20 protein-coding genes and 1 other RNA gene are annotated in these 24,454 nt (G+C 41.4%); 11 read left to right on the top strand and 10 right to left on the bottom strand.

The window, feature by feature from the left end:
- Positions 1–57 precede the first annotated feature (57 nt).
- Positions 58–396 (top strand): type II secretion system protein, encoded by a 339-nt coding sequence (locus SULAR_RS11455; protein ID WP_008244570.1) that lies wholly within the window; start codon positions 58–60, stop codon positions 394–396.
- Between the two features lie 124 nt (positions 397–520).
- On the top strand, positions 521–868 hold the full coding sequence (locus SULAR_RS07275) for a type II secretion system protein (protein ID WP_008244567.1): 348 nt from the start codon (positions 521–523) through the stop codon (positions 866–868).
- Between the two features lie 218 nt (positions 869–1,086).
- Here the strand turns inward: SULAR_RS07275 and SULAR_RS07270 are convergent, their stop codons facing one another.
- Positions 1,087–1,605, bottom strand: coding sequence for an O-antigen ligase (locus SULAR_RS07270; RefSeq protein WP_008244565.1), 519 nt, complete (start codon positions 1,603–1,605; stop codon positions 1,087–1,089).
- 943 nt (positions 1,606–2,548) lie between these two features.
- Between SULAR_RS07270 and SULAR_RS11355 the strand changes: the two genes are divergently transcribed.
- The 5 genes from SULAR_RS11355 (at position 2,549) to SULAR_RS07240 (ending at position 8,706) form a co-directional block, all read left to right on the top strand.
- Positions 2,549–2,773, top strand: coding sequence for a prepilin-type N-terminal cleavage/methylation domain-containing protein (locus SULAR_RS11355; protein ID WP_008244562.1), 225 nt, complete (start codon positions 2,549–2,551; stop codon positions 2,771–2,773).
- 222 nt (positions 2,774–2,995) lie between these two features.
- Entirely contained in the window at positions 2,996–4,843 is a 1,848-nt protein-coding gene (locus SULAR_RS07255) for a primosomal protein N' (protein WP_008244561.1), read from the top strand.
- A gap of 53 nt (positions 4,844–4,896) precedes the next feature.
- Complete coding sequence (gene ispG, locus SULAR_RS07250) at positions 4,897–5,958, top strand: flavodoxin-dependent (E)-4-hydroxy-3-methylbut-2-enyl-diphosphate synthase (protein WP_008244557.1); 1,062 nt, start codon at positions 4,897–4,899, stop codon at positions 5,956–5,958.
- Positions 5,958–7,388, top strand: a complete 1,431-nt coding sequence (locus tag SULAR_RS07245; protein ID WP_008244556.1) for a replicative DNA helicase — start codon at positions 5,958–5,960, stop codon at positions 7,386–7,388. Before ispG ends, SULAR_RS07245 begins: the two co-directional genes overlap by 1 nt.
- Positions 7,389–7,440: 52 nt before the next feature.
- Positions 7,441–8,706 carry a ComEC/Rec2 family competence protein gene (locus tag SULAR_RS07240; RefSeq protein ID WP_008244554.1) on the top strand — a complete coding sequence of 422 codons (1,266 nt, stop codon included), beginning with the start codon at positions 7,441–7,443 and terminating at the stop codon, positions 8,704–8,706.
- A gap of 93 nt (positions 8,707–8,799) precedes the next feature.
- On the opposite strand, the gene SULAR_RS07235 is transcribed toward SULAR_RS07240, so the two are convergent.
- From SULAR_RS07235 to SULAR_RS07225, 3 genes are all read right to left on the bottom strand, one after another.
- Positions 8,800–9,639 (bottom strand): YihY family inner membrane protein, encoded by an 840-nt coding sequence (locus SULAR_RS07235; protein WP_008244553.1) that lies wholly within the window; start codon positions 9,637–9,639, stop codon positions 8,800–8,802.
- 96 nt (positions 9,640–9,735) lie between these two features.
- Positions 9,736–11,124 (bottom strand): FAD-binding oxidoreductase, encoded by a 1,389-nt coding sequence (locus SULAR_RS07230; protein ID WP_008244552.1) that lies wholly within the window; start codon positions 11,122–11,124, stop codon positions 9,736–9,738.
- A 12-nt stretch (positions 11,125–11,136) separates the two neighbouring features.
- Positions 11,137–11,820, bottom strand: coding sequence for a plasminogen-binding N-terminal domain-containing protein (locus SULAR_RS07225; protein ID WP_008244550.1), 684 nt, complete (start codon positions 11,818–11,820; stop codon positions 11,137–11,139).
- Between the two features lie 142 nt (positions 11,821–11,962).
- On the opposite strand from SULAR_RS07225, the gene SULAR_RS07220 reads away from it, so the two are divergent.
- Complete coding sequence (locus tag SULAR_RS07220; RefSeq protein ID WP_008244549.1) at positions 11,963–13,258, top strand: peptidoglycan DD-metalloendopeptidase family protein; 1,296 nt, start codon at positions 11,963–11,965, stop codon at positions 13,256–13,258.
- On the top strand, positions 13,233–13,796 hold the full coding sequence (locus SULAR_RS07215; RefSeq protein WP_008244548.1) for an NUDIX domain-containing protein: 564 nt from the start codon (positions 13,233–13,235) through the stop codon (positions 13,794–13,796). Before SULAR_RS07220 ends, SULAR_RS07215 begins: the two co-directional genes overlap by 26 nt.
- Positions 13,797–13,832: 36 nt before the next feature.
- Here the strand turns inward: SULAR_RS07215 and SULAR_RS07210 are convergent, their stop codons facing one another.
- Both SULAR_RS07210 and SULAR_RS07205 read right to left on the bottom strand, forming a co-directional pair.
- Complete coding sequence (locus SULAR_RS07210) at positions 13,833–14,705, bottom strand: carbon-nitrogen hydrolase (RefSeq protein WP_008244547.1); 873 nt, start codon at positions 14,703–14,705, stop codon at positions 13,833–13,835.
- An 11-nt stretch (positions 14,706–14,716) separates the two neighbouring features.
- Positions 14,717–15,730 carry an agmatine deiminase family protein gene (locus SULAR_RS07205; RefSeq protein WP_008244546.1) on the bottom strand — a complete coding sequence of 338 codons (1,014 nt, stop codon included), beginning with the start codon at positions 15,728–15,730 and terminating at the stop codon, positions 14,717–14,719.
- A gap of 40 nt (positions 15,731–15,770) precedes the next feature.
- Here SULAR_RS07205 and SULAR_RS07200 point away from each other — a divergent pair, with 40 nt between their 5' ends.
- Positions 15,771–16,775 (top strand): alanine racemase, encoded by a 1,005-nt coding sequence (locus SULAR_RS07200; protein ID WP_008244545.1) that lies wholly within the window; start codon positions 15,771–15,773, stop codon positions 16,773–16,775.
- Positions 16,776–16,786: 11 nt separating this feature from the next.
- Here the strand turns inward: SULAR_RS07200 and ssrA are convergent.
- Positions 16,787–17,161: a transfer-messenger RNA gene (gene ssrA, locus SULAR_RS11035) on the bottom strand.
- Between the two features lie 206 nt (positions 17,162–17,367).
- Here ssrA and SULAR_RS07195 point away from each other — a divergent pair.
- Positions 17,368–18,696, top strand: a complete 1,329-nt coding sequence (locus tag SULAR_RS07195; RefSeq protein WP_008244544.1) for a dicarboxylate/amino acid:cation symporter — start codon at positions 17,368–17,370, stop codon at positions 18,694–18,696.
- Here SULAR_RS07195 and SULAR_RS07190 read toward each other — a convergent pair.
- The 3 genes from SULAR_RS07190 to lgt are packed head-to-tail and all read right to left on the bottom strand — an operon-like array spanning position 18,693 to position 24,401.
- A complete protein-coding gene (locus tag SULAR_RS07190) occupies positions 18,693–20,213 on the bottom strand; it encodes a hypothetical protein (protein ID WP_008244543.1) in 1,521 nt (506 codons plus the stop codon). The genes SULAR_RS07195 and SULAR_RS07190 overlap by 4 nt on opposite strands.
- Positions 20,210–23,611 carry a BadF/BadG/BcrA/BcrD ATPase family protein gene (locus SULAR_RS07185; RefSeq protein ID WP_008244528.1) on the bottom strand — a complete coding sequence of 1,134 codons (3,402 nt, stop codon included), beginning with the start codon at positions 23,609–23,611 and terminating at the stop codon, positions 20,210–20,212. The genes SULAR_RS07190 and SULAR_RS07185 overlap by 4 nt, the downstream gene beginning before the upstream one ends.
- On the bottom strand, positions 23,589–24,401 hold the full coding sequence (lgt, locus tag SULAR_RS07180; protein ID WP_008244527.1) for a prolipoprotein diacylglyceryl transferase: 813 nt from the start codon (positions 24,399–24,401) through the stop codon (positions 23,589–23,591). The genes SULAR_RS07185 and lgt overlap by 23 nt, the downstream gene beginning before the upstream one ends.
- Positions 24,402–24,454: the final 53 nt, after the last annotated feature.

The following is a 24,454-nucleotide window of genomic DNA, read 5'->3' as shown; positions in this document are numbered from 1 at the left end:
TAAAATTTTTAAGACCAGTTATTGAATTGGTACTAAATTTATTTTCAGGAGTTAATCATGAACAACATGAGACGCGGATTCACAATGATCGAATTGATCTTTGTTATCGTAATTATAGGAATTTTGGCAGCGGTAGCGATACCTAAATTGGCAGCAACTAGAGATGATGCACAGGATGCTAAAGTGAAAGCAAATGTAGTGACATGTCTGACAGATGTAGTTGCAGCGTATACAGCAGCAGGAACAACACCTTCTTCAAGTGTAAGTCCAGCATGTGCTGACCTAACAGTATCTGCACCTGCTACTTCTGATACTGTAACTGTAACAGGTAAATTATCGGATAGTACTGATTATAACAAGTCTGCTATCTATAAAGGTAGTCAAGTTAGTATCTAACTTCAAAAAAGCCGGGAGCTCTTCCTGGCTTTCGACCATTATTTTTTATTCAACCTCTTCTCAAAATTTTAATCTCTCATCTCATGATAAGTTGTTAAAATCAATGTATATTAAGGTATTTCATATGAAACGAGCGGGTTTTACCATGATCGAGTTGATCTTTGTCATTGTTATTATAGGGATCTTGGCGGCGGTTGCCATTCCAAAGCTTGCTGCAACACGTGATGATGCAAAAAAATCTGTCACTTGCAAGAATCTTGCAATCTGTATTGAAGATATGGCTTCGGCCTATACGGCAGTGGGGACAGTAAATCTAGCAGATTCTCCAGCATGCAGTTACTCTGCCGTATCGGCGATAGTTTCGTTATCTTCTGAGGGAGAGTCTATTATTGTTAATAGTTCTTCAGAGACATCTTTTTGCACGCATTTAGAAGGTAATACTAGCTTTGGCGGAAGTAAAATTGCTATTTAAAAGTTGCCTATTTGGGCAACTGTTTTTGAAGACTTTTGCAGGATTATTTCATATTAATCTGATAAAGATAGATATCCAAACTATTTCTCTTCAAGATATTTCTTTACAAAAGTAAGCTTGTGCGGCATGTCTTTTTTGCTGCAAAAAGTATCATCCATTATTGGATTAACTAGCTCTTATATTTAAAAAACTACGTATCTCTTTGAATGTATGATTGGCTAAGTTTTTGAAGGCGTTATCCACAAAGCAAAACAAAAGATCAGGTATACAGATGTTTGCGGGAAAAAATAGATTCCTCCAAATAGTCCTGTGATTGAGAGTGCAATAATAGCAATACCAGCGGCAAGATGGTAACTTTCTTGGTTGGATATATGATTATGTATATGCAAAGCAGTACCGTATTTTACAGCATGATATAACAGTGTTAAAAAGAGTAAAGTACCCATGATACCCCATTCTCCAAGAAATTGCAGTATAAAGTTGTGTGCATGGATAACATCTGCATTTCTGTCCAGATAGAAAAAGTAACTTTGTGGTCCTGTACCTATGATCCATTGATTTTGAAGGTTTTGTAACACCAAAGACCATACATCTATGCGTCTGGTTGTTATACTATTGAGTGAAGCTGCTTGTATAGTTCTATTTATATCAGAGGTGAAATGGTTAACATCTATGGCATTGAAATATAAAACTATAGATAGTAATAATCCCATAAGAATCACAGAGCGAATCAGCATTTTGAGTGATATATATTTTTTAAGATAAAAAAATATATCATGAAAGCCAGTAGGGTACCAAGTAGAGCAGCTCTCCCTCCTATCGTAAGTAAAGCCAAAAACAAGAGAGCTATTGTCATAGTGGCAGCAAATCGATATTTTTTCAAGAATAGACAAGAAAAAGTAAAGATAATCGTCACTTCCAGGAGGTAGCCTATTCTGCGAAATTGCGTATTTAACACATACTGTTCAGACGGTAGATGCATAGAGTAAGTAGTCATTTGGAGATCTGGATATGTATAATAAAGGTAGATGAGATAGGTAAGTACTATGAGTGATGAGAGTATCAGTGAAGTAAATAAGATAGAATAATTTACTTTCTGCCTGTTAAAAAAATCCCATAAGAATATAAAAAAAACAAAATGTGATAGTGTTTCTATCAATCTGATTAAAGCCAATTCATTTGTCCAAGTATAGAAAGGTGAGAGAAAATAAGATAAAGAGATACATAGTAACCAAAGTGTAGAAATAATTACAATCAATCGGTGTTTTTTCCAAATTGATGGTAATGATGGTAAGGTCTTAAAAAAAGTTATATATAAAAGTATAAAAAACCATTCGAATAAAACTGTTGATTTGCTTGTTTGTACCCAGAAGAACATATCTGATATGTTCTTATTGATCCCAAGTCCTAACCAGAATAAAAAAATACTGAGATAAGTTGTTAGGAAAAGAGATTTTTTATTTTGCATCATGTTATCATTTATTTTTAATGGTATGGTAGCATATTTTTAATTTTATGGCAGTATCAAGAGTAAGTTCATAATATTAGGTATATATTTTTATAATCTGTATAGTAAGATGATTTTATCTGGTGTAAGATTTGGAATTATGTTATACTAATCAATTCAATAAGTAAAATATAATTAAAAACTTCAAAATGAAGTTGAGAGGGAGTATTATTATGAAAAGAGCATTTACAATGGTTGAGTTAATTTTTGTGATAGTAGTGATAGGAATACTTGCTGCAATCGCAGTACCAAAACTTGCAGTGACAAGGGACGACGCTTACATCTCTAAGGCGAGAGCAACCGTAGGGGCTTTGCGTTCTGCTATCAGTATGGAGAGACAGAAAAGGATTTTAAAAGGTAATTTTGATGATGTGACTGCATCCGATGCGGTGGTTTGATAGATTATGGATTAGGCTCAAACTGGTCACAAAGTGGGAGTAATATTACTTTTAAAGAGCCAAGTACGGGTAAGACATGTATATTTAGTGTAAGTGGTAATAAATTGACCAAGGGAACATGTGGGGTTTCTGGATTGAGTGATCTATAGGTTTAGGATTTTTGCCTGAATCAAGTATATTGGTCGACGGTTAAATATTAGAGTCAAGGCATAGAAGTATAATTTGAAATATTATATAGTAGCATTTTACCGTTCGAGTGCCCCAAGCTTGACCTACGCATGCAAAGATCATTTATCTATAGGTAGAGTGGTTTCTGTCCCTTTAAAAAATACATTCAAAGAAGCTATTGTAGTAGAAGAGGTGTCAAAACCTGAATTTGAAACTGCAGAGATAGCTTCTGTTTCAGATAATTTTTATACCCATGAACAGATAGAAATAGCAAAGTTTATCTCTGAGTATTATTTTTCTTCTTTGAGTGAAGCACTTTCTCTCTTTATCCCCTTTAAACTTTCTTCGGTCACAGAATTTCCATCGAAGAGTATAGAAGAGAAGGGTCTTCCTAAGCTCAGTGAAATGCAACAAAAAGCCTATGATCAGCTCCTCAACAAAGAGAAGGCCCTACTTTTTGGCGTCACCGGTTCGGGGAAAACAGAGATCTTCATTTCGATTATGGCTCAAATGCTGGTAGAGGGGAAAACCTCTATCTTTCTCATGCCTGAGATCTCACTGACACCTCAAATGGAAAAACGTCTTAAGGTCTATTTTGGAGAGAGTGTGGCGATGTGGCACTCCAAATTGACCAAGAAGAAAAAAGCGTCTATTCTTGAAGGTATAGAGTCAGGGGAGATACGCATTGTGGCGGGGGCACGCTCTGCACTTTTTGTGCCGTTGTCCAATCTTGGGCTCATTATTGTCGATGAAGAGCATGATGACAGCTATAAGGCGATGACCAGACCCCGTTACCATGCACGCGATGTGGCTGTATTGATGGGAAGTAAATTGGGTGCAAAAGTGGTATTGGCTTCTGCAACACCTTCGATGAGTTCGTACTATAAATATGATGTAATCAAGCTTGATAAACCCTATATAGAGACAGAAAAAAAGTACACATTCATCTCTGGAGACAGGATCAACAATACGATGTTGGATGCTATAGATACACACTATAAGGCAGGTGACCAGTCACTGTTATTCCTCCCTACACGTGGAAATTTCAAGTATCTTTATTGTGAGAGTTGTGGAAAGACACATCTTTGCCCTTTCTGTTCAGTGGGGATGGCACTGCATAGAAAACACAGACACTTGAAATGCCACTACTGTAACTATACGGAACCTATACGGGATACCTGTACCCATTGTGGTCATTCGCCGCTTAAAAGTGAACGGATGGGAACAGTAGAAGCCATAGAGGTCATTTCTGAAGCGGTTGAGGGAATACAGATAGAACAGTTCGATAAAGACAGTATCACCACGGCTAAAAAACTTAAAGAGGCATTACAGCGTTTTGAGAGTGGAGAGAGTCAACTGCTTTTGGGTACACAGATGCTCAGTAAAGGACATGACTATGCCAATATAACCCTGAGTATTATTATGGGGCTTGATTACATCCTGGGACTGGCAGATTACAGGGCACGTGAGAGAGCCATGTCTTTACTTTTTCAGATCGCCGGTCGGAGTGGACGGGCAAAAGCTGCCCAGATCATCGTACAGACGGGTGATCCGGAATTTTTTCAAACATATTTGGCCGATTATGAACTTTTTATCAAAGATGAACTGGCATTTTTGGAGATGGCTGAGTATCCTCCTTTTGCCTCATTGGCACGAATACTTATCGCACATAAAGATGAAACCAAAGCAAGCAAGATCACACTGGATACCGTGACCAAACTCAAAGCATTTGAAGAGGTAGAGATAGTGGGACACGGCAAAGCACCCGTAGAGAAAATAGCCAATAAATTCAGGTTTCATATCTTATTGAGAGCCAAGCAAAGAGTCCCTCTACTCAAGGCTTTACACAGGGTAGATCGTAGAGAGATCGAGATAGATTTTGACCCTGTGGATTTCGCTTAATATCCGTTGTAGGTTGTTTAGGTAAAATTAGAGAATTATTCAAAAGGCAAAGCGTGAAAGAAAGAGTCAAAACAAAAAAAATTTATGTAGGTGATGTTGCTGTAGGTGGGGATGCACCTATCTCTGTGCAGTCTATGACATATAGTGATACACATAACGTTGCAGCTACTGTAGAGCAAATAAACCGTCTGCATTTTGCTGGGGCTGATATGGTACGTGTGGCGGTACCTGAAATGCAGGATGCACTTGCACTTAAAGCCATTAAGGAACAGATCTCTTTACCCCTTATCGCGGATATTCATTTTAACTATAAACTTGCACTAGAGGCAGCAAAATGGGTTGACTGTATACGTCTGAACCCTGGGAATATTGGTGAAAAATCACGTATCAAAGAGATCGTCAAAGCCTGTCAGGATAGAAATCTACCTATACGCATAGGGGTGAATGCAGGTTCTTTGGAAAAAGAGTTTGACCTAAAGTATGGCGCAACAGCTGAAGGTATGGTCGCTTCTGCAGAGTACAACATTAAATTTTTGGAAGATCTTGGATTTACAGACATTAAAGTCTCACTGAAAGCTTCGGATGTAGATAGAACGGTAGATGCCTACAGAATGTTACGCCCTAGAAATGAATACCCTTTTCACTTGGGTGTGACAGAAGCAGGAACGGTATTTCATGCGACTATCAAGTCTGCTATAGGTTTAGGTGCCCTATTGCTTGATGGGATAGGGGATACGATGCGTGTTTCCATTACCGGTGAGCTTGAAGAGGAGATCAGAGTCGGTAAAGCTATACTCAAAGACAGCGGAAGGATGAAAGAGGGACTGAACATCATCTCCTGTCCGACCTGTGGTCGTATAGAGGCAGATTTGGTGAGTGCAGTAGCCGAAGTAGAAAGACGCACGGCACACATCAAAACACCTATGGATGTCTCGGTGATGGGTTGTGTGGTTAATGCCATTGGCGAAGCCAAACATGCGGATGTAGCAATAGCCTATGGTAAAGGTTCAGGTCTGGTGATGCTTAAAGGGGAAGTGGTGGCAAGACTCCCTGAAGGTGAGTTGGTTGAGAGATTTGTGCAAGAGGTAGAGAAATTCGCAGAGGATAACAAATAATGGAAAATATGTACAACCTAAATATCGAAAGGGCAGTACTCTCTGCTATTATTTTTGATCCTGAAACGTATGAGGAGATCGCAGCGAAGCTGAAACCACAGGATTTCTACCTGCCTTTTCACCAGCATGTGTTTGCTGCGATGGAAGAGCTTAGTGCAGAAGAAAAACCCTTGGATGATGAGTTCTTGCGTTCAAAACTCAATGCCATGGGTAAATTTGATGAAGTTGCGATGCTGGACCTGCTTTCAGCCAATCCTATTACCAATACAGCGGCGTATCTCAAAGAGATCAAAGCAAAATCAAGCAAAAGGGCATTGGCTACTCTTGCTACGGAGATTAAAAAGGTCACGATAGAAGATGACCTGCCTGCTGAAGATGTCATGAATCTGGTGGAGAAAAAGCTTTATGAGATCACACAGAATTCCACCTCTGATGACTTTAGAGAATCTAAAGAGATCACATTGTCCATGATGGGGGAGATAGAACGTCTCAAAGCACTGGGTAACTCTAAACTCATCGGTACAGATACAGGGTTTAGAAACTTGAATGACAGAACATCCGGATTTGGTAAAGGGGACCTGGTGATCATCGCTGCACGTCCTGCGATGGGTAAAACAGCCTTTGTACTCAACATGGCACTCAAAGCGATAGAGCGTAATGAAGGGGTGGCTTTTTTCTCACTGGAGATGCCAGCAGAACAGCTCATGCTCAGAATGCTTTCAGCCAAAACATCCATACCGCTTCAGGCACTGAGAGTAGGTGACCTTAAAGATGAGCAATGGAGTGATCTTGCTGCTGCAACACAGGATATCGCCTCGAAAAAACTGTTTGTCGATGACGGGGGATATGCAACCATCCACCATGTGCGTAGTAAACTGCGTAAACTCAAAGCACAACATCCTGAAATCTCTGTAGCGATCATAGACTACCTGCAGCTGATGAGTGGTGAAGGTAGAGAGGGAAGGCAACAGGAAGTCTCTGAGATATCAAGAGGGCTGAAGCAGTTGGCAAGAGAGCTCCAGATACCTATTTTGGCTCTCTCCCAGCTTAACCGGGGCGTAGAGAGCAGGGACAACAAACGTCCGATGCTCTCTGACCTGCGTGAGTCGGGAGCGATAGAACAGGATGCTGATATCATCCTTTTTGTCTACCGAGATGATGTCTACCGTGAGGCACAAGAGAAAGAAAAAGAGATGAAAGCCAAAGCAGAAGGTAAAGAGTACACCTCTGAGTTTAGAAAAAAACCTGAGGAAGATGCCGAGATCATTATCGGGAAACAGAGAAATGGACCCACGGGTACCGTCAACCTCATTTTCCAAAAGAACTTTACACGTTTTGTGGATGCACCAACAGGGCCGGCCTTTGAAATAGAGTATGAAGATGCTGATATCCCTATGAACACAGGAAATATAGAGTTGCCTGCAATATAGGGTGCACTAGAATCTATCTACTCTCAAGAGAGTTCACTTTGAAGGAGTTTCGGTGCAATTAGAAAAACCAAAACTATTTCCAGAAACAAAAACATTTATCTGGGTGATACTCTTTTTTCTACTTGTCATACTGATACGGCTCTTTTTTGAATACCAAGCCTATCGAGATTTTATTTCAAAACCTTTTTACTATACCCATGCAAAGGTATTGAATCTGTATAAAAAGTCCAAAGGAGATCAAGAGTATCAGGTTCTTAAGCTCCGAAGTGATGAGGGGTTGACTTTTTATACAACGAATTACAGTCAAGACAATTTCGATCACAAACGTCTACGTCTACAGATATTCCCTAGTAGGAAGATATCTTTTAGTGATTATCTAGGTACCTTTTATGTGAAAAGTCGCATGAAAGCCCAAGAACCTCTTCCTGTGACTTTTAAAGATACACTATTGGAAAAAGTGGCTTCACAACATGAACATAGCTCTTTAGGATCATTTTACAATGCGATCTTTTTTGCGACTTTTCTGGAGAAAGAGTTAAGAGAAAAGATCAGTATGCTCGGTGTCAGCCATCTTGTTGCCTTGAGCGGGTTCCATCTGGGGATATTGTGGGGATTGGTCTATGGTTTGCTTTTGTTACTCTATAGACCACTGCAGCAACACTTTTTTCCTTACCGCCATGCATTGTTTGATGTAGGGATCGTAGCTATGCTACTTTTAGGTGTTTACTTATGGTTTGTCGATTTTCCACCTTCTCTTCTGCGGTCTTATGCCATGGTACTGGTCGGATGGATGGTACTTTTGTTGGGTATGGAACTACTGAGTTTTACTTTTTTAACGACGATCATTCTGATACTTGTGGCACTCTTCCCTTCTCTGCTGGTTTCTCTTAGTTTCGGACTCTCTGTAGCAGGAGTATTTTATATCTTTTTATTGCTACAGTATAGTAAAGGGTTGCATACATGGATGATCACTTTAGTGTTAATACCTTTAGGTATCTTTGTTTTGATGATACCTATTGTACATACTGTTTTCCCTGTGACGAGTGGATATCAACTTTTATCACCTTGGCTTTCACTGCTGTTCATTCCTTTCTATCCTTTTGTGATGCTCTTACATCTACTGGGTTTTGGTAGTCTTTTGGATACGGGCTTGTTAGCATTGTTTGCACTGCCAAAAATCAGTACAGAGTCACTTTTACCTCTCTGGGTACTATTTGGGTATATAAGCATATCTATTGGGGCTATATGGAGTAAAAAACTTTTTTGGTCAGTGGCCGGGATGGCAGTACTCTATGCCCATTATATTTTTTTAGTATGAATATTGTGGTGTCCTACAGGAGAGGTTGCATTGCTCCACCATTTCGGTTCCGAACCTATAAATGACAATCGTTTGTCATTGATTGAGGGGGGCTCATATATGTTCTATCTCTTCATTTTTGTTCAGTAGTGCGCAAAATTTAAGCCCATGGATAAAGATAGCCCATGAGATGTAGATCCATAAAAAGAAAAAAAGTACGATACTGATACTCCCATAGATACTTGCATAGGTCTTATTGTGTACCACATAGAAGACGAAAGCACTTTTGGAAAGATACCAAACAAGAGAGGCGATAAAAGAACTTGTAAGAGCAGCGGAGATCTCTATTCTGGTATGGGGAGAGAGTTGGTAGGCGATGTAGAACATCATCCATACGATGAAATAGGGAATAATTTCATAGAGGTGTATGATGCGGGTGATGCTGCTTTTATCAAGATATACTTGTATCTCAGCGGAGAGGTAAAAAGAGGCAGCCATCATCGTTGGTATGGTGATGATCAGCAAAAGATAGGTTTTTAGTGCCTGCCAGATCGTTCGTTTAGGTGTTGAAAAGATGTCATTCACGATATAATCATAGTCCTTGAAGAACATGATTGCCGCAAATATCACATAAAATGCCCCTATATAGCCCAATTTGTCTGAGTTTTCTACAAAGGTATTAAGGTATTCCATAATGACTTTGGAATCCGTAGGCAGAAGGTTGGCGAAAATAAGTTTTTCTACTTTCACGTACATCGTATGAAACAGAGGCATGGTAGTAAAAATAGCCAGTATGATCACAAGGAAAGGAATGATAGAGAAAAGAGTACTCCAACTCAAACTGGAGGCATAGTGTCCCAATCTGCTATCAAAAAGATCACCGAGGAAATCACGTAAAAAGATGTAATAGGTTTTGAGGATTTTTTTGAATTGAGGATGGATTTGCATATTCATTGATTCCTCCATAACTCCCGTGGAAAACACGGGAATATATATATATTCAATCTAAAGTGACATACCTGGAGAGGTTATGTCAAAAAGGGTGAATTATCAGTTAGGTAATCCCATTTTCCCGGGATTGAGTATGTTATTCGGGTCAAACGCCTGTTTAATACTTTTGAAAAGATCAAGCTCTACCTCATTAAATGCTATGTTCATGAACGGTGCTTTACTTGTCCCTATACCATGTTCCCCACTCAGAGTTCCTCCCATCTCTACGACGAGTTCAAAGATCTCTTCTATGGCCTGGTGTCCATCATGAAGCTGTTGCTCATCCGAACCATCTACCATCACGTTGACGTGGATATTACCATCCCCTGCGTGTCCAAAACATGGCACTTTAAATCCATATTTGTTCCCTACGGCGTAGATACGTTCCAGTGCTTCAGGCAGCATACTTCTTGGTACAGAGATATCTTCATTGAGTTTTTTGCTTCCAAAGATCGTGATGGATGGGGAAGCATTACGTCTCGCATACCAAAGTTCATCCCTCTTTTGGGCGTCATGTGCAATGATGAACTCCTGGGCACCATTCTCTTTAAATGATTTTTCCAAGGTCTCTAACTGAAACTCTACCTCTTCGATCACATTTCCATCTACATCACCGATGAGCAGTGCACCTGCATCTTCTGGCAGGTTGATGCCCAGTTTTTCTTTGAGTGCCTGGACCACCAGGTCATCCATAAACTCCATAGCTACAGGGTTCGCACCTGCTGCAAGTGATTTGAACACTGCATTCATCGCATCATCCACCGAAGGGAAGATACCCATATAGGCTTTGGTGAATTTAGGTTTAGGGATGAGCTTCAGTGTGATCTCTGTAATCACAGCCAATGTGCCTTCACTCGCGATAAGAATACCCGCGATGTTATAACCGGCCACATCTTTGATGGTACGTTTCCCTGCACGGATGATGTCACCGTTCGGACGTACGGCACGAAGGGCCATCACATAGTCTTTGGTAAGACCGTATTTTGCTGCACGCATCCCCCCTGCATTTTCACTGACGTTCCCTCCGAGCGTAGAGTACTGTTCACTGGCAGGATCAGGCGGATAAAAAAGTCCTACTTCTTCAACTGCTTTTTGCAGGTCCATATTGATGACCCCCGGCTGTACGACGGCTACCATGTTTTCCATATCGATCTCTAGGATCTTGTTCATATGCTTTTCCATGCCCAAAGTGATACCACCTTGAGATGGAAGTGCACCACCCGTAAATCCTGAACCCGCACCTCTTGGCGTAATGACGATCTGGTGTTCGTTACAGTATTTGAGAATGGCACTTACATCCGCTTCATCTCTTGGAAAGATAACGGCTTCAGGTTCATAGCGTGTACGTGTAGCATCATAAGAATATGCGATAAGGTGTGCTTTGTCGCTGTAGACATTCTCTTTCCCGACAAGTGTTTCAAAATATTTGATGTGTTTTTTATCTAACATGATTGACTTCCATTATAAAGATTTCATTGTATTGTAATAGTTGCCCTCGACGTCACTGCCGAACCATCCTGAATTAAGTGATTTCAAACGCATATAAAAGGGAAATGACCCTTTAGCAGGAAGATCTGTCATGGACTGTTCAGAGACGATTTTTGCAGAGATAGGGTCTAAAAGTACAGCAGAGTTCTTACGTACGATATAGACCAGACCTACTTGATATTTTTTTGCAAAACGCGCAAGGTTTTCTCTTGTTGGTTGCTCTTCCCCTTCAGCAGAAAGATACATGGCAAAAAGATCCGGATGTATCCATTTTTTATGATGTGCAGAGGTGATTTTTGCATAGGTATCTGCATCCGGTGCTAAAAGAAGCACATTATCATAAAGGTATCCGCCGATGACCTTGTCTTTCACTGAAATAGGTGTTTTGATAGTAGGAAGCTCATCATGATGGAGGATATCTTTACTGACCAATGCTACGGATTCACCCGATGAAGTTTGGGCAATACGACTTGTGATTGCTGTCAGGTCATTGCCGTAATTATGTATTACAACACCACTCATACCATCGACAGGAAATTTTTTATTGAGTGTAATGGTATCTCCTTTGACAGATTTGACAGAAGTGTACACTGTTTGAGGAAAAAAACCTGCAAAAAGTGGTAAAGAGAGTAGAGTGATAAGAGCTATTTTGCGCATAGCGGTCCTTTAAGTGTTAAATAATCGTATTGATTATACAAACAATATAGTAAAAGTTTATTGATGTTTGTAGTGTAGCAGGTAGATTAACCTACTTAAGTTATAATAATATCCAACTAAGCAGTAGGGATAACGGTAGCGAATGGGAAGTCTTAAAAAAATAGTGGTATGGATCTTGATATCAAGTTCCTTATTTGGTGCGAAAGTGACACTTGGACATTGGGAAAAAGGGAAAACATTTTCAGAATATTTAGACTCTAAAGAGATCTCTAAAGAGATACTTAGTGATATTTCAAAAGCAGATATCCAGTTTCTCTCTGAAATAGAGGGGGATCAACTTTTTTATGAATTGAAAGATCATAATGGTACACTTGAACAGGCATTGATCCCGATAGGAGAGGAGATGCAGATAAGGTTGGCTAAAGAGCACAACAGTGATGTATATAGCTTCGACATTATCCCAATAGAGTATAAAGAAAAAGAATACGGTGCTACGGTTACCATAGAAACAAATCTGTATACAGATGTTACGAATGCCTTGTATCATCCTTCATTGGCAGATAAAATAGGACAACTTTTTAAAGGTACGGTCAACACAAAAAAATTTCAAAAGGGTGATAAAGTTTCATTTATCTATTCACAAAAAACGAGAATGGGCCAACCACACACTATGCCTTATGTTAAAATCGCTCTGCTTGAATCTAGAAAGAAACGGCAGTTTATCTATGCAGATGAAGATGGCTACGGCTATAAAAGTACTAAAAAGTCTCAAGCCTATACCGTAACAGGTAAAGAAAAAGTAACCTATACCCGTAGAGTCCCTGTAAAAAGTACCTCTTCCCGTTTTGGTATGCCTTTACGTCATGTTCGTATCACTTCTTCCTTCAGTCATAGAAGATATCACCCTATATTAAAACGATATCGCCCACATCATGGTACAGATTTTGGTGCAAGAAGAGGTACACCGCTTCTTGCAGTAAATTCAGGAAAGGTTAGTTTTTCCGGCCGTATGAGAGGATATGGTAAAGTGGTGAAGATCAAGCATTCTGGAGGATATGAATCACTCTATGCGCATCAGAGTCGGATACGTGTCAAAAGAGGAGAGCACGTGAAGAAAGGTCAGATCATAGGGTATGTTGGTAGTACAGGACGAAGTACGGGCCCTCATTTACATTTTGGGCTAAAGAAAAACGGAAGATGGATAGACCCGATGCGAGTACTGCGTAAGACGTCGATCAAAGATACCGTTTTAAAGAAAATTACTGAATATAAAGATGTGACTAAAACAAAATACAAAAAAGTCGTGATCAAGAATGCAAAAGAGAATGAAGAAAAGCTTTTGGCATATCTTAAAGAAAAAAGTACCCCTTTTATTTGGGAGGGATATGAACAAATGAGCATAGGTGTGGAAGATGGGAAAACGGATCAAGCACTTTAAACTTCAGCCTTTGGTCAATGCCCAATTCATAACAACATCCTTTGCCACTTATGAACAAGAGGGTATTCAAAAATCATGGGAGATCGTTGAAGCACATGATAGTGTTGCCATTCTTCTATATCATAAAGAAAAGCGATCATTTGTTTTGGTCAAACAGTTTCGTCCAGCCGTGTACTTGAATAATGAAAATGGTATGACTGTAGAACTGTGTGCAGGTATCGTAGATAAAGAACTTTCTTTAGTAGAAATTGTAAAAGAGGAAGTCGAAGAGGAGTGCGGCTATGATGTTCCCCTTTCAAACATCGAAAAGATCACTTCTTTTCATACTTCGGTTGGCTTTGCAGGGAGTAAACAGACACTTTATTTTGCCGAAGTCGAAGAGCGTATGAAAGTGAGTGAAGGCGGTGGTGTGGATCATGAACAGATAGAGGTTGTCTACCTGCCTGTAGATGATGCAAAGAAACTGATCTATGATGAAAACATCGCCAAAACACCAGGCCTCATGTTTGCATTTATGTGGTGGTTTGAGCGAAATTAAAGTTCTGTTGACTCATATGCCACAACAGCAAAAATGTTAGTCGCAATACCTTTTGAGTAAACAACTATACTCCTCTATACGTCTGTCACGTAAAAATGGCCAGATATCACGTACCTCTTTGGTGCGTGAATGTTCGATCTCTGAATAGAGTATGGTTTCACTCTTGTCATCCGCTTGTACCAGCATCTCTCCTTGTGCACCACATACAAAAGAGTTGCCCCAAAAACGCGTACCGGCCATCACACCGGCACTGTCCGCTTCAAAGCCTACACGGTTGCAGCTTATTACCGGCAATCCATTCGCGATGGCATGAGAACGCTGTATGGTGATCCAGCTGTCTAGTTGCCTTGCTTTTTCTTCTTCACTGTCTGCTTCAAACCAGCCAATAGCAGTAGGATAGATAAGTATTTCTGCCCCTTTGAGTGTCATGGCTCGCGCAGCTTCCGGGTACCATTGGTCCCAGCAGACCAGTACACCTAATTTCCCTACTGAAGTTTGTATCGGTTCAAACCCAAGATCTCCCGGGGTAAAGTAAAACTTTTCATAAAAGCCGGGGTCATCAGGGATGTGCATTTTGCGGTATTTCCCTGCAACAGAACCATCTTTTTCGAAGATGACGGCTGTGTTATGGTAGAGGCCTGCTGCACGTTTTTCAAAAAGTGAAGTGACCAGAACGACATGGTTCTCTTTTGCAACAGTGCCCCAAAATGCTACATCAGATTCAAAATGAGCGGCATAATCAAAAAATTTGGTATCTTCACTTTGACAGAAATACTCTGTCTGGTGAAGCTCCTGTAAGACAACAAGCTCTGCACCTTTTTGTGCAGCTTCTTTTATCTTCTCTAAAGTGACTTGGAGGGTTTGTTCTTTACTGCCATGGTAAGCTTGTTGGATCAGTGCTGTTTTCATAAAAATCCTTTTTAATATACTATCTGCATCGTAGAGCAGTGCAGACTTCCGCCTTGTTCTATCAGTTTTAAACAATTCACAGGGATGATTTCCCTGTCAGGAAATACTTCTTTAAATATCTCTCCCACCTTAGTGTCATTTTTATCATCGTAGGTAGGGTAGATCAGTGCATCGTTGGTAATGAGAAAGTTGGCATAGGTTGCAGGCAGTCTTTCATTTTCATTATTATATTTTGCTTCACACATGGGGAGTGGGATCAATGTATAGGGTTTCCCCTCTGCTGTGGTAAAGTTTTTCAGTTGTGCTTCCATTTTTTGTAGTGCTTCATAGTGTTCATCTTTTGTATCTTCACACTTGACATACATGATGGTCGTTTTGTTGACAAACCTTGCCAAGGTATCTATATGACTGTCTGTATCATCACCTGAAAGATACCCATGGTCCAGCCATAGAACTCTTTGTGCACCCAGGTAGGTACGAAGTTTCTCTTCTATCTCTTTTTTGCTTATCCCACCGTTTCTATTCGGGTTACAAAGGCATGTAGAGGTAGTGAGAATGGTTCCTTCACCATCGCTTTCTATCGATCCTCCCTCAAGGACAAAGTCAATCTGTTCGAGAGGTGTGGTCCCAAGGTATCCTTTTTGATGTAAAGCAGTGTTGACAGCATTGTCAAGAGAGGCTTCAAATTTCCCTCCCCAGCCATCAAAGGTGAAGTCAAGTAGCTTCACTTCATCATTTTCTTTTATACTGATGTATCCGTAGTCACGTATCCATGTATCGTTCGTTGGTATCTCTATGAAAGTCATGTTACGTGTGGAACAGAACATATTTGAAATTTTTTCTTTCTCTTTACAGATGATGTAAACCGCTTCTCCATAAGCGATAGCCTGAGCGATACGTATAAACGGCGAAAGACTTGCTTCCAATTCTGCTGCATTATCGGGATTATGCCAATCTGTCTCTTCATGAGGGAAAGACAAGAGTACGGCACGCTGTTTTTCCCATTCTGCTGGCATAGTAATCATTTGGACCTCTTTTTATTATCTATTTTGGTATAATCTCGTCATGGCATTTATTAAAATAAATAAACAAAATTTCTATCATAATCTTAACCAAATTGCACTAAAAACTGGCTCAGTTGAGAAGATCGCAATTGTCCTTAAAGACAATGCATATGGTCACGGACTGGAACTGATGGGAAAACTGGCATCAGAGTTCGGTATCAGACATGCAGTGGTACGAAAAACATCAGAAGCGGCAGTGATCAGATCCTTATTTGAAACAGTATTGATACTTGGTGACAGTATTATTAAAGATGAGGTCTATTCTTTTACGATCAATACGTTAGAAGATATCAGAAAAGCCCAAAAAGGTGCAAAGGTTGAACTCAAAGTAGATACAGGAATGCACCGAAACGGGATAGCTCTGGATGAGCTGGATGAAGCATTTAATTTGATCAAAGAACAAGGGTTGGATCTTACAGGTGTGATGACGCATTACCGCAGCGCTGATGAACTGAGTTCTGAATTCTTTTGGCAGCAAAAACAGTTTGAGAGAGTGAAAGCAAGAGTAAAAGAAGCTGGTTTTACGAATGTAAGAGTACATTCACATAATACAGCAGCCATTCTTCGAACTAAAAGTTTCGATGAAGATCTAGTACGCGTAGGTATAGGTGTGTACGGATACAATGAACTGCCAGACCTTTTTGATGAAGTAGTACTGCGTCCTGTAATGTCACTGCATGCCAAAAAGATATCACGCAAAGTATTAAAGGCAGGAGAACGCATAGGATACGGAGGTGATTTCATCGCTTCACATGATATGATGGTCTCTACCTATGATCTAGGCTATGGGGATGGATGGTCTAGAGGAAATAGTGCTCAACCTTATATAACAAGTGAAGGCTTACCTGTACTAGGGCGTGTTTCTATGGACTCTATTTCTCTTGAGTCAGAAAAAGAAGAAGTGTGTGTGATGAATGATGCACAAACGGCTGCAAAACGGTTTGGGACGATTTCTTATGAAGTGACAACGGCATTATCTGCTGGTATACCAAAAGAAGTGATTTAAATTTTGTGAATTGGTGGAGATGAGGGGAATTGAACCCCTGTCCTAAAATAGATAGAACCATGACTCTACATGCTTAGTCAGTGTTGTTAATTTTAATCCTGCTTTGTACTACACTCAAAACTTTACAAGACGAGCTAAAATTCTCACACCCTGGCATAGCTTCCAGGGAGCATAGTCATCAGATGTGATACTTCAAAATCCGGTTAAGATGACACTCACCGGCGAAGCAGTCCTCCGCGTTAGCGGGGTTAATGACTTACGCTACTGCGTAAGCTGGACGATAATCTGTATTGTTTGCGTTTATTCGCGTGTGGGCCGCGTAACGGAATTGCCCAGTCCGACATGCACATAGCCCCGACTACTCCAGTCGAAACCAAGTCATCCCCATATCTGTAAAGATGGCGGAGTGTAACACTTTTAAGTTAATTTGTCAATAGGGTGAGAAAATAACGTTTTTTGTTATAATGCAGCAATCCTGATCGACTCCATTACACGTAGGTTTTTCGGATAGACAAACAAATAAAATATGGTTTAAAGATAGATAAATAGGTATCTAGGATCTGGGTAATATAAGGGAAGAGGAACAACATATATGACACTCACACAAAAAGTATTATGGGCGATGCTCTTGGGGATCATTGTAGGGCTGGTGATCAATGTTGGTGGCTGGAACACTGAAGGCAGCTTTGTGCAGGAGTATGTTGTAGGAGGAGTTTTTTACATCATAGGAAAGATGTTCATTACCGCGCTGAAGATGCTTGTGGTCCCTTTGGTCTTCTTTTCACTTATCTCGGGTGTACTGGGTATAGGAGATGTGCGAAAGTTGGGAAGTGTAGGGGTAAAGTCATTTGGACTTTATATGTTCACGACGGCTATCGCGATCGCTACTGCCATAGGCTTGGCGATGATCGTGGCCCCTGGTTCTGGTGCGAATGGTACAACTGCAACGACTTTTACAGCCAAGGATGCCCCACCTCTTTCAGAAGTACTGATCAACATTATCCCTGACAATATCATTCATGCATTTTCTTCTGGAAATATGTTGCAGATCATATTTTTTTCTATTTTGTTTGCTATCTCACTTTTAATGGTAGGGAAAAAAGCACAAAACATTGCAGAGGGGGTAGAAGTACTTAATGAAGCGATGATGCATATGGTCAATATCATTATGTCTGTAGCACCTGTCGCTGTGTTTGCATTGCTTGCCAAAGCGATTTCTGAACTCGGTTTGGATCTTCTTATCAGCTTGGCCGGGTATGTACTGGTGCTTGTGGCTGCATTGCTCCTGCATCTTTTTGGCACGCTGATGATCCTGCTCAAACTTTTTTCCGGGCTGAGTCCCAAAATGTTTTTACAAAAGATACGCGATGCTCAGGTATTTGCTTTTTCTACGGCAAGTTCCAATGCGACGATACCGGTCACACTAAGATCTGTGACAAAGCGTATGGGGGTGGATAACTCAGTGGCTTCATTCACGGTACCTTTTGGGGCCACGATCAATATGGACGGTACGGCCATTATGCAGGGAGTGGCTACGGTCTTTATAGCAAATATGTATGGCGTTGAACTGGGATTAAGCGGTTATCTGACAGTGATACTCATGTCTGTACTGGCTTCCATAGGAACAGCAGGTGTACCCGGTGTAGGGCTAATCATGCTCTCTATGGTCTTTGTGCAGGTAGGACTTCCTGTAGAAGGCATAGGACTCATCTTGGGTGTTGACAGACTGCTTGACATGATACGTACTTCTGTCAATGTAACAGGGGATGCTGTCGTGACCTGTGTCGTGGCTAAGAGTGAAAAAGAGCTGGAGATGTCAGTGTTTACTGATACAAAGGCAGGAGAAGTTGAAGAACTGGATATTGATGAAGAGCAAGAAGAAGAACTGGCTGAAATTATCCATAAGACAGAAGAGAGTTAAAGCCTTCTCTCTTCTAGACTTGCGACTAATTGTGAAGCAGTACCTGCTTTTTCACTTTTAGGCTGATAGAGATAGTTATGTATTCTATCCGGTATCTCCTCTGGCAGTGTTAAATTTTCAAACTCCTCTTTTGCCGATTGTTTTGCTTTGAACAGAGCCATCTGTACACGTGAGTAAAAGTTCGCTGCGCCTTCTCCTGATGTTTCGATGGCAAGGAAATTGGCTTCAGGGAAACGGCTTGTGACCAGTGACTGCACCCCGTCAGAGACTGAGGAAGAGGGCATACATCCAAAAGGTTTGACGGAGATGACAAGGTGTGAAATGTTCTCTTTGACACTTTCGATGAGGTGTGCTACTTCCAAATGTCCTTCACCCCCGTCACAGTCAAGTGTATAGTACTCTTGTCCCAAACGGGCAAGTTTATCCATGTCAGGTATCTCATAATCATGGAGACCTATGGCTTTTGCATAGAGGGAGAAATGGGTTTTGATCGCTGCCTTGCCCAGCTTGATAAGCACCCGTGTTTTCACAGAAGAGAAGTCTATTTTGTTGCCATCTTCAACCTGTAGATTTTCCCTTTTGTGTACAGCACGTTCTGCTTCCCAAAGATTTAAAAGCAAACGGTTGATGATAGGCTGAGGTATACACTCTGCACCCTCGGATTCTAAAAATCGATGCAGGTTGTAGTTTCCATCACCTTCCGTCATAGCCGCCCAAAATTCACCCATGACCATGACCTTGGCTTTGGGCTGCAATCGGTCGAGTTTTACCTCTTCCAAGACCCTTCGGCATTTCCATAATGTTTTTACCAAACTCTTTTTTTCTAAGAATGCTTCAGAGACAAGATCTTCACACTGTTTCATGGCTGCATCGACACTGCCAACTTCTACTTCATAAGGACGCATCTTGTAGCCAAGTATATTCATGATATCACCGATGATCACCGCCTTGGTGAGGGTGATAAAAAAGTGAGGGGTGAAGTTCAAAATTCCATCATCGATCTCATCTCCCTGAAAAATGCCTTTGTCGTGGTCAAAAGATGTGATCCTGAGACCATCAAAACCTGCATCCCTCAAGGCTTTTTTGTATTCGGTAATATACATGCCAAAACGGCAAGGCCCACAACCACCTGCAGTGATGTAGACATATTTTCGTACAATCTCTTCACTGCTCAGACCCTTCTCATCACGAAGTTTTTGTAAGTATTTGACAAGGTTCCCGACAGTGAAATAGGTAGGGTTGCACTGGCCTCTGTTTCCAAAAGCTTTCCCTTTTTGAAAAGATTCAAAATCGGGGTTGGGGATAGAGATATAATTCTCCCCCAGTGACTGCAGGGCAGACTGTATGAGCTTATCCTGCAAAATGGTCAATCCACCCGAAAGCAGAATAGTTTCCTTTTTGGGTGCATACTTGATAGTTTCTTGTGGTACATCTCTCCATTGTGTCTGGGTTGTATTGATGAACGACAGATCACCATTACTTTGGGGAGGTCTCATGTTACTGCATACTTCACTCATACTCTTATCTCCTCTTGTGTTGGATTGTGCGTTGTCTGTTGTGGATGGGTAAGTCGTTTTTGATATTGTTCCAGTGTATAGGCAAAGGTCTTCACACGTATTTTTATGGATCCGCCGGGTTTGTTGGCATCGATATCATGTAGGGTCAAGTGTGGTGTACGGCTTGCCCCTAATATTTTATCAATGATCGCGTAGGTCGGTGCATCATGACCGCATTTGAAACTGGAAAGGTCAAGTACGGCAACATTAGGATGCCGTGCTGCAAATTTGGCTGCCCAGACCTTTTGTGCAGAATTGGTTGAAAAGTTCTCTGCCCATACATCGCGTATGTCATAAGGGGATTCAACATAACCAAAGTCGACATCCTCTTGGAAGTACTGCATCAGATAATCTTCATCTTTGGGAATGGCACGCATGGAGAGTGTTTTAAACCCTAAGGATTGGAATTCGTCCAAGACTTCATGGTTCAGTCCCGGGTCTGAATGGTAAGGACGTCCTAGCAGTAAGATCACGATCTCGTCATTAGCAACAGCTTCATCTAAGATACTGCGTCCCTCCTGCATGATCTTCGCATCATTTTGATCCAACGCTTTCCATGCCTGCTCTACTGCCCAGTTATTCTCATCTTCAGTGATACGGAGTTTATCTCCCCAGGTATGAAAAAGCTGTTTTTTCAGTAAGTCATGGTTGTCAAAATTGAGTGCATCTTCTACGTAATCAATGCCTTTTTCTTCAAAGAGGTTTTTCTCTTTGGTGAAGGCAGAGTAGACTACTTTTGGTGTACCTGAGATGATAGGACAGGATGTTTGGCCCATCGTATGTTTGAGATAGCCGGGAAGATGGGTGACCGCAGGGAACCAGAGATGATCAAAGTGTTTTTTGGAAAACTTTTTAGAGTACATCAGTGAATAGACATGAGATTGGGCCACTTTTGCCGGGTAGCAAGAATCTACGGAGCCGTATTTTGCCCCTTCCAGGAACATGTCTTCATTGGAAAAACCTGAAAACTGTATGTTCATAGGACTAAGGTCAAGTGCTTCGAGATAGGTACGTAAAAAAGGGGCCAAAGAGTAAACGTTCAGCACTTTGGGTATGGCTATCTGCAGATTCTTTCTGTAAGTTTTACTCTCTTGGCTACTTTCCAAAAAGTTTCTGGTGACCTCTTTTCTTAATGTCGGTCCCCAGCCACCCAGTGTCACTTTGACCTGTTGCTCTTTGACTTGAGTTGCAGTTGTAGGTTTTGTCTCCAGGTCATAGGTAGGTGCAAAGAGTGACATGGACTCTTTTTTGACAAGGTTAGGGGTGTTTTTCTGTAATGCTTTTCTCCCCTCTTTGAGTAGTTTGAGTGCTTCATGGGACTCCACGGTACCCTCTTCACATGAGAATCCTGCGATGTAACGTACAGTGTCAGATGAAGGGGTTTGTGTGTCTATAAAGGTACGTGAACAGTTGATACTGCAAAAGTGACAACGTGTGCTCTCATCGGTTCTGGAGGTGTAGGTCATCTGTAATGCTTCTTCCATACCGACAAAGGTCGCATACCCTCGTTGCTCGACCATATCTTTGGCTTCTAGTGCTGCACCATAGGCACCGGCTTCTCCGGGATGAGGGTGTACATCTACTCTGGCATGCGGTACTTTCTCTTTGATATAGTCTACTTGGGCTTTAAGGGCAGCTTGATTGTACTGGGTACCACCTTGCAGCACAAAATGGTCTCCAAAAGCAGCGAGGTTGGGTGCCTGTACGACATACTGCCAGACATTTTTAGGCAAGACTTTGGCAATGCCTGCAAAGAGTTCTTCTTTGCTGTAGCCCTCTTTTTGAAAGTTGACCCTGTCAGTGTCCAGGAACACCGCACAACCATAGTTAAAGAGTGGCGCTTTTTTGGCTGTAAAGGCGGTGTCTGCGTAGTTTTCTACAGGGACACCAAACTGTTTTGCCATACTTTGAAGCAGGGTACCATTACCTGCAGAACATTGGTTGGAAAGACGGAAATTTTTCATCATGCCGTTTTCCATGAAAAGCACTTTGATATCCTGCCCTCCGATATCACAGATGACATTGATATCTTCTCCGAAGGCTTTTTGTGCACTTTTCATATGTGCGATGGTTTCGATGATATTCGCGTCTGCATTGAGTGCACCGCCGAGTACATCCGCGGCGTAACCTGTTACACCTAAGCCCTGGATGTCATAGAAGTGATGTGGGTCTTGTACCTGTATTTTCTGTAGTAACTCCAGGGTATCTTCTATGGGGTTCCCTTTGGAGAGTTGATAGACCTTCAATAGCAGTTCTCCTTGTGCATCACACAAGACTGCTTTGGAAGAGGTGGAACCTCCGTCTATACCCAAGAAACAGGTGGTTTTTTCTGTGAGTAGAGGAGGGGTGAACGTTTTGATCGTGTACTCTTCTTGAAAGGCTTGTAACTCTTCAGGGCTGGAAACCAGAGGGGTATCATCATTCTCATTTTGTGTCACTCCTCCTGTGTCGACCAGGGTTTTAAGCTGTATAAGACCTGTAAAAGGTTTGTCATGGTTCGCTTCGCCTTCACCAAAGATCACGGCCCCTAACGCAGCATAATACTGGGCATTGTCAGGTACGATGATGAGTTCATTGATCTTCTCTTTGTCATACTGTACACCACGCTCATCCCATAGTTCACTGATACGCATACGCCAACACTCCTGTAAAAATGGCAGGTAAGTGTTGGGACCTCCAAGAAGCAGGACTTTAGGCATCAGGGTATTCCCACGTGTCAGGACAGTGAGATTTTGCATCACGATGGCATCAGCAAGTGAGTTCATGATCTCATGCGAAGGAACAGAGGTTTTGACAAGGTTTACGATGTCTGTTTCGGCAAAGACCCCGCACTTGGCTGCAACATGGTGAAGTTTGTCTGTTTCAAAAGAAAGTTTCTGAACCTCATCGCTTTCCATGCCTACTTTCATCGTACATTTCTCGATCGTTGCACCCGTACCTGAGGCACATTTGTCATTCATAGAGCTAAGTACGGACTTCTTACCATCCTCACTGACTTTAAAATGCATGATCTTCGCATCCTGTCCGCCTAGTTCGACAACAGCCCTTACATCAGGATGGAGATGTTCAACGGCCAGGACAACAGCATTCACCTCTTGTACAAAACGTGCATTGATCGTGGGTGCTATACGGGTGGCTCCCGAACCGGTGATGTAGACTTTGTCTATGTGGTTATAGATATCAGGGTGTGCAAGGGAGAGTTCTTGAAGGAGTCTTAAAAGTGTCGGGGCTTGTTTGGTATCGTGGGGGGTATAGGCTTTTTGGAGTATATTAAAATGTTCATCGCACACGACGTATTTTACGGTTGTTGAACCGATGTCAATACCGAGTGCATATTTAGCTATGAGAGGCTTTGTCATATTTTTGATCCTTCGATACACTTTTAAATGCCCATATCATCCATAAGATACCCAATATTATATAAGGTATACTTAACATCTGACCTGTTGTAAAAGGAAGATCTGTCGTATAGGCTGCCTGCCTGGTTTTGGTATATTCCAAAAAGAAACGCGCAGTAAAGACGGTAATTAAAAAGACAGCAGGAAGTATCTTGGTTGCAAAAGCAGGCGTCACTTTACGATAGATGACAATCAATAGGAGGAAAATAATAATATAGGAAAATGCTTCATAGAGTTGCACGGGGTGTCTAGGGACCATATCGACACGTGCAAAGATGATAGCCCAGGGTTTGTCACTCGGGAGTCCCAGTATCTCTGAATTGAAAAGATTACCAAAACGCACAAAGGCCGCAGTCAGTGCACCAGGTATGGAAACACGTGAAAGTAGCCACATATAGGATGTGTGATAGCGTTTTGCAAACAGATAAAGTGCGATCAGTACACCTGCAAGTCCACCATGGCTCGCAAGCCCGCCTTTCCATACTTTAAGTATCTCGAGGGGATGGGAGAGATAAAACTCCGGTTCATAGAAGAAACAGTGTACCAAACGCGAACCCAGTACTGCACCTACCATGACATAAATCAGCATGGAATCAAGAACAGCAGGATCTTTGCCTTCGCGTTTATAGATCTTGGTGAGGATCATCAGTCCAAGAAAAAATGAACCCACAAAGAGCAGACCGTACCAACGAAGCTGTAAAGGACCTAATTCTAAGATATTGGGATTGACGTTCCAGATAAAATGTTCCATAGAGTATAACCCTTTCTGTAATTCAGAGTATTATACTCGAAATTATTTAATAC

The sequence above is a fragment of the Sulfurovum sp. AR genome (assembly GCF_000296775.1).
GTDB lineage: Bacteria > Campylobacterota > Campylobacteria > Campylobacterales > Sulfurovaceae > Sulfurovum > Sulfurovum xiamenensis.
The sequence above is the reverse complement of the archived record's forward strand: the minus strand, read 5'-3'. Positions and strand labels throughout refer to the sequence as shown.